The following is a 7295-nucleotide window of genomic DNA, read 5'->3' as shown; positions in this document are numbered from 1 at the left end:
AATATTATTGAGGAAAAATGAGACAAAAGATAAAATGTTGGAATTTATTTTTAATAATCCTGGAAGGAATGGAATTTTTAATATGTTAAGAGTTTATTCTTTATTAGGAGAGGTTGATCTTGGGAAAAAACTTCTAAAGTTTTTATTTGAATTTGGTAAGGCATTATTGGATGTTGAAGAAATAGATGCTAAATCAGATACCCAAATAGAGTATGTTGATGTAATACAATCAAGTAGTAAAGATTGGATAATAAATGAATCAGATAACTATGCTTACTTAAAAAGAAATAAAGAAATAGTAATAAAGTGGAATGACTTTGATGGTAGGAAAAAATTTCACGAAGAATGGGCAACCAAACATATTGATGAGTCAGCATATATGTATGAGTATAAATTATATAAAGACAATAAGTTGATAAAGGAATTTAATTTAGTCTATGTGGATGGTTATAGGGCATTACTTCCAATGCCTAAATTAGGAACTAATATTGTACCAAGAGATGAATACCATTTAAGTCGTATATTTAATAATAATATTGATGAATTAAATAATTACATGATATTGTCTGGATTAATAGTAGAATAAATTAGAAAATCTTCTATGAAATTATACAGAAGAGAAAGTGTAGATATTAATTTGTAGTTCTGAATATATTTTTCGAATTAGGATGTTTTATATGCATACTTATTCTAAATTTCTGTTTAAATTAAGAAAGGAAACTATAAATTTAAAGGATAAATATTTTGTATCATACCCTTGACACGAGAGGGAAGTGGAAAGACCCGAACAACTATTTCAATCGTTGACCTTATGGTTAGAAATAACTGGGCTAAGAATATTCTTTTTTTAGCAGATAGGACAGCCCTAGTCAAGCAGGCTAAGGAAAGCTTTAATGAACACTTACCTGAGCTTTCCCTTTGTAATCTTTTAGACAATAAAGATGATTTTAATAGTAGGATGATATTTTCCACCTACCCAACTATTATGAATGCCATTGATGAAAAAAAGGGGACTGATGGAAAGAGAATCTTTACCAATGGGCACTTTGACTTGATAATTTTAGATGAAAGCCATAGGTCTATTTATAAAAGATATCAAGATATATTTGACTATTTTGATGCTAGATTGTTAGGTTTAACTGCTACTCCAGTAGATGAAATTGATAGGAATACCTATAGGGTTTTTGAACTGCAAGAAGGAAACCCAACCTTTGCCTATGACTTAAAAGAGGCCATAGATGATGAATACTTAGTTAATTATGAACTACCCCAGGTGTCTGAAACCAAGATTATGAAGGAAGGAATAAAATATAAGGATTTATCTGAAGAAGAAAAAGAAGATTTTGAAAGTACCTTTGATTCCTTTGAAGATATTCCCAGTGAGATGGTAAACAAAAGCCTTTTCAATATAGATACAGTGGATTTAGTTATAAAGGATTTAATGAATAAGGGAATAAAGGTAGAGGGTGGAGACAAGCTAGGTAAGACTATAATTTTTGCAGCCAATCAAGACCATGCTGATTTTGTAGTTGAAAGATTTAATGCCTTATATCCTGAATATAAAGGGGATTTTGCCCAGGCTGTTTATCATAAAACAAATTATGTGGATAATCGTATAGATAAATTTAAGGACCAGGATTCATATCCTCAGATAGCAGTATCTGTGGATATGCTGGATACAGGAATAGATATTCCAGAACTTGTAAATCTAGTGTTTTTTAAGAAAGTAAGATCAAAGGCTAAGTTTTGGCAGATGATTGGTAGGGGTACTAGATTATGTGAAGATTTATTTGGACCAGGACTTGATAAGGAGAAGTTTTTAATCTTTGACTACTATTATAACTTTGAATTTTTTGAAATAAATAAAAGGGGCCATGAAGGAGGAATTCAAAGGTCTTTAACGGAAAATTTATTTAATATAAAGGTTGATTTGATAAAAGCTTTAGAGCATTTAGATTATCAGGAAGATAAATTTATAGAATATAGAAATGAGTTAATAGACAATATAAATCTTTTAATTGAAGGGATAAATATTGATAGATTTAATGCAAGAATGAGACTCCACTTAATAGATAGATACTCTGATAAAAGAGCTTTTGAAAGCCTAGATGAAATTGATGTAAAAAATCTTAAGGATGAAATTTCACCTCTTATTATATCCACAGATGATGATGAATTAGCCAAGAGGTTTGACTACTTAATGTATACAATACAATATGCCTATCTTGAGAAAAAACCCTACTCTAAGCCTAAGGGAAGGGTGAAAAGGACAGCTAATGATTTAGAGAAAAAAGGCTCTATAGGGCAAGTAGAAAAGAATAAAGAGTTAATTTATGAAATACAGGAAGAAGAATTTTGGGAAGAGGCGGACCTATTTGATTATGAAAGAGTAAGAAAGGCCTTAAGAGAACTTATAAAGCTAATAGATAGAGAGCAACAAGGAGTTTATTACACAGACTTTAAAGATGAAGTAATAGGATTTAAGGAAGGTAGTCCAATATATGATGTTAATGATTTAGATTCCTATAAGGAAAGAGTGGTATCTTATTTTAGAAAATATAGAGATGATCTACCTATTTATAAGCTTAGAAATAATGAGAAGCTAACTAAAGAGGATATCAAATATTTTGAAAAAATCCTATTTGAAGAATTAGGAGATAGGAACTCTTATGAAAAAAATTATGGTGATAAACCTCTTTTAGAATTGATTTCCAGTATTACAGGTATGGATAGGGAGGCTGCTAAAAAAGAATTTTCAAAATTCCTGACAGACGAGAAGTTGAATTCAGACCAGATAAACTTTGTCAATAATATTATTGATTATATTGTTAAAAATGGTTCTATTGAAAAAGAAGTTTTACAGGAATTTCCCTTCAATAAAAAAGGTAGGGTAACAGATCTATTCGATAACAATATAGACCTAGTCAAAGATATTATTTTTACTATTGACAAAATCAATAATAGGTTTAAAATAGGTTAATATTTTAAAGCTTAATAAGTTATTAGGTGGTAAAAGTAAAACTTATCCACTTTTTTCTCTCGGGTATTAGGTATATCCCCTAAATCATTCTGATAGGAACAAGTAGAAAATTGGATAAAGAGAAGAGAGCCTAAAAGGGTCGGCGTCATCAATTTTCTCGTAAATGTGTCTACACTTACTGTGCTTGCTATTAAAGTTATTTAAAAAATTAATATATAAATGAAGCGATTAATTTAAGAATAATTCTTCTTAGAGCAATCGCTTTTTCTGTGTCTATTTTCATTTGTATTCGCGAATTTTCCTTAAAATAGCGAATCAAGTAGCTATTATTTTCACTCTTATATATAAAGGGATAAATAAATTTTGCTAGATTTAATTTTTTACAAGTTAATTTTAAAGGAGGAAGAGTGAATGAAAGAGACACTAGAATACAGCATCCAACTAGCTATGCTCAGGCAATTATTAGTAGAAAAATTAATAGATAAAAGAGAATATTTTAGAATTAAAGAGGTGCTAATGAAAAAATATAATATATTCAGATTTGACCTGCTAAATTATACTTAATATGTTAAAGTAGAACTGCATAAAGGAATACAAAATGGGAGGAATCTTATGAAGAAAGTGGAGGTCATAAAAGGTGGTGGACTTTCAAATGTTGGTAGAAATGGTATAGAAATTAACCTTAAAAGAGTTGCAGCTTATTGTAGAGTAAGTACCGATAGTGAAGATCGGCTTCAGAGCTATCATTCTCAAGTGAAATACTATACAGAATTAATAAATGAAAATTCTGACTGGACCATGGCTGGAATTTATGCCGATGAAGCTATTACCGGTACACAAATAGATAAAAGACTTGATTTCCAAAGGTTAATAAATGATTGTATGAATGGGGATATAGATATGGTTATTATAAAATCTATATCTAGATTTGCGAGAAATACTTTAGACACACTAAAGTATGTAAGACGCCTAAAAGAAATAAATGTAGCGGTATTTTTTGAAGAAAAAAATATAAATACATTAACTATGGATGGAGAGAATCCATGGCAGCTCTTGAATTAAAGGCCAAGGATCAAAGTGAATTTATTTACCTTCCCTTTCCTGATATTGAAATAGAAAAAGCCTTAATGAGATTAGGAGTATCTTACCTTCAGGATTGCAAACTTTATCTTGATAGTCACAACCTACCTGATAAGGTATTAGGAATGATTCCTGATAGTGACAGTATAGTAGAAAGACTAGATATTTTAAATAAGGTCTCAGATATATTTTTGGAAATGGATGGAGATATAGAATACTTTGGAGAACTTATGGACTATATAAAGCCCTCAAATATAGATGAGATTTTTCTACTTGCAGAGACCATGTATGAATTTGAGGTCTATGATGGAATAAGAGATGCAGAGGGTTATGGAAGACATATGATTTGTGAGTCGGGACATTTTGAATATGATCATAATCTGGAAGACTATATTGATTTTAAAAAGTATGGGCAAGAAAAGATAGCAAATGAGACTGGAGCATTTACTGAAAAAAGATACCTTATCTACTATGGCTATAATCAAAAGCTTTTAACTGATATCCCTTAAAACTTATGATATATTATCTGTCTTGAAGGAACTGGAATAATAAAAATAAATTTTACAGAAATAGCATGGGATGATTATACCTATTAGCAGGGACAGGATAAAAAGACACTAAAGAAAATAAATAAGCTTATCCAGGATATTGACCGTAATCACAATGAGGGAATAGGGAAACCTGAGGCATTAAAAGGGAATCTTTATGGATGGTGGTCTAGAGGAATTGATGGGAAAAATAGATTAGTATACAGAATACAAAATAATATAATTGAGGTAGCCCAATATAAAGGACATTATGATGATAAGTAAAAAAATTATATTGATCAAAGCCTTCAAGGAAACCAAAAGCAGACTTGAGGGTTTTGTTGTTTATAATTTGATAAGGATTTAAGCACAGAAGTATAAGCAGAATTATAATTATAAAAATTTAGAAAACTACTCTTCCACCAAGGGAGTAATATCAACCCACGACATCTTTATTGACCTCTCAAGGCACATCGAGTGCGTGGTAGGAATACAGAAAATTCAATAGAAAGATTAGACCATGGAATGGCTAATTATAAACAAAAGCGATATGTCTTTATGAAGTTTCTTCATAAAGAAAAACATATCGTTTTTTCTAATATTGGGAAGGGTAGAAAAGGATGGAAGTTTATGATAAGGTGGAAGTAATTGTGGGAATTAATTACTATTTTGATATATAATATAATTGAGGACACATAAAGAATAAATTAATAATGGTAATGGGTTATTTTAAACTTAAAAGTATTTTTAAAATAGTACTTATAAGAAAAAGTATGTTATCAAAGTTAATGAATCATTTAATTAGGGGGATGATATATGGATATTTTTTCAACACGAGAAATGGCAATGAGTTTTTGGTCTTTAATCTTTATGAGTCTTCTGTTAATAAATACAAAAACCAGAAAATCCATTATTGATATACTGAAAATTATATTCACTAAAAATATGATGATGCCATTTTTTATAATACTAATTTATCTTAAGATACTGATGATGCTATTTATTTTCAGATTTAAAATGGGACAATATGTAGATTTAAAAGAGATCTTGTTATGGGTTTTATTTTCGGGGGTGCCATTATGTTATGGTGTTGTTAATAAGGAACCGAATAAGGATTACATTAAAGAAATTATTAAGGATAATATTAAGTTTATAATTTTGCTAGAATTTATCATAAGTACATTTACATTTCCATTAGGGATAGAATTAATAATAGTCCCAGTATTTACTTTATTATTTCTATTAGAGATTGTATTTGATATGAAGGAAGAATATAAAGATGTTAATAAATTCATTTCATATATTTTGTCAATTTCAGGATTTATTATATTATACAAATCATTTTCTTTGGCAATACAGAATTATAAGGAATTAAATTCAATAGAATCTTTAGTTACTATTATAACACCAATTATTTTAACTATATTGTATATACCGTTAATATTTATATTCAGAATATACTTTAATTATAAGAATATTTTATATAGGTTAAAAATTAAGATAGAATTTAGGTTTGAAGTTATAAATAATAAGATTAGTAATAAACAAAATTTAAAATATGATTATGAAATAGAAAAAGTTGAAGATATATCAACAGGAGTGGCTAAGAGAAAGAATATCATATTGACATTGAAAGAAAAATATGATATTCGAGATTTAGAAAATATATGCATGGAACAATTTGCTTTATATAACTATAAAAATGATGTTGTATGGATATATGTTGCAACTAATCAAGAAAATTATATAATGTCAAATTGGATAATGCAGGCCCAGTGGATAAGTTCTAAACTGGATAAAAAATGGAGGCTATTATTGCTAAGTGAAGTAATAAAAGATGGAATTTATTTTAAGTATAATGATAAATTTGATGAAAGAGAAAAATATTACAAAAAACATATATTCAAAGATGACAAATATTTATTCATAAATAATTTTAAGTTATATGATAGAGTTTCAGAAATAGTTAATCCAATTTTGGAACTTTTTAGAAATGGGGATCACAATGGGTTTATGAAAATATGTAATGAATATAAGGAAGATATCAAAGATATATATTTTAAGTATGGAAACATAGGGATTTCAACAAATATTAATTTTAAAAATTATTTACAAGAATTTCAAAATTTTATAGCAATTGTAGATAATATAATACTATATGCGGTAGATGAATCCAGGGAATCTAAAAACAAAGAATATTTAATAAATATGTCAGTTAAAGAGCTAGATAATATAATCCCCAAAATAGAAGATGAAAGATTTTATTGGATGACTAAACTTAATATTACGGTGGAGGAATATGAGCAAGCTGCATTTATAGACTGAATTTTATTGAAAAAGGTTTATTTGTACACTTAATTATATAATGTTTTATGATAGGAATGAAACCTCCAAAATATTATGACCTATAAAATTATAGTGATATGAGATAATACATTTGTGACAAGAAAACAATAAAAAAGGAAAGACCTCTGATATAATGTTGTTTACCAGAACAAACAAAAATCGGAGGGATCCTTCCTTATGAAAACAATTATAACAGAAGAGATGAGATTTCGTCAAAGGGCAGTTAAATATGCAATTAAATATGATAATAATGCAAAAGCAGCAAGGAGATATCATACTAGTCGTCAACAGGTTCAACGCTGGAGGAAAAGATATGATGGAGACAAGGTCATTGGTCAATAAAAGCAAGAGGCTACATTTAC

6 protein-coding genes and 2 pseudogenes are annotated in these 7295 nt (G+C 28.6%); all 8 read left to right on the top strand.

From position 1 onward, the window contains the following. The coding region (locus VK071_08295; protein ID HLR35307.1) for a hypothetical protein at window positions 1-586 on the top strand (586 nt) is incomplete at its 5' end. 171 nt (window positions 587-757) lie between these two features. Further along, a complete protein-coding gene (locus tag VK071_08290) occupies window positions 758-2980 on the top strand; it encodes a DEAD/DEAH box helicase family protein (GenBank protein HLR35306.1) in 2223 nt (740 codons plus the stop codon). A 411-nt stretch (window positions 2981-3391) separates the two neighbouring features. Then, a complete protein-coding gene (locus VK071_08285) occupies window positions 3392-3544 on the top strand; it encodes an SHOCT domain-containing protein (GenBank protein ID HLR35305.1) in 153 nt (50 codons plus the stop codon). 48 nt (window positions 3545-3592) lie between these two features. Beyond that, window positions 3593-4018: pseudogene (locus VK071_08280) on the top strand (recombinase family protein). A gap of 5 nt (window positions 4019-4023) precedes the next feature. Then, window positions 4024-4569 (top strand): antirestriction protein ArdA, encoded by a 546-nt coding sequence (locus VK071_08275; protein ID HLR35304.1) that lies wholly within the window; start codon window positions 4024-4026, stop codon window positions 4567-4569. Window positions 4570-4668: 99 nt separating this feature from the next. Continuing rightward, window positions 4669-4872: pseudogene (locus VK071_08270) on the top strand (Txe/YoeB family addiction module toxin). Window positions 4873-5403: 531 nt separating this feature from the next. After that, on the top strand, window positions 5404-6912 hold the full coding sequence (locus VK071_08265) for a hypothetical protein (GenBank protein ID HLR35303.1): 1509 nt from the start codon (window positions 5404-5406) through the stop codon (window positions 6910-6912). Window positions 6913-7110: 198 nt separating this feature from the next. Continuing rightward, entirely contained in the window at window positions 7111-7275 is a 165-nt protein-coding gene (locus tag VK071_08260; GenBank protein HLR35302.1) for a helix-turn-helix domain-containing protein, read from the top strand. Window positions 7276-7295: the final 20 nt, after the last annotated feature.

The organism is Tissierellales bacterium (assembly GCA_035301805.1).
Lineage (GTDB): Bacteria > Bacillota > Clostridia > Tissierellales > DATGTQ01 > DATGTQ01.
The sequence above is the reverse complement of the archived record's forward strand: the minus strand, read 5'-3'. Positions and strand labels throughout refer to the sequence as shown.

Excerpts from the sequence above, each read along its gene's own strand:
- VK071_08285 (HLR35305.1), top strand. The coding sequence starts at position 3,392 with ATGAAAGAGACACTAGAATACAGCATCCAACTAGCTATGCTCAGGCAA.
- VK071_08275 (HLR35304.1), top strand. The coding sequence starts at position 4,024 with ATGGCAGCTCTTGAATTAAAGGCCAAGGATCAAAGTGAATTTATTTAC.
- VK071_08265 (HLR35303.1), top strand. The coding sequence starts at position 5,404 with ATGGATATTTTTTCAACACGAGAAATGGCAATGAGTTTTTGGTCTTTA.
- VK071_08260 (HLR35302.1), top strand. The coding sequence starts at position 7,111 with ATGAAAACAATTATAACAGAAGAGATGAGATTTCGTCAAAGGGCAGTT.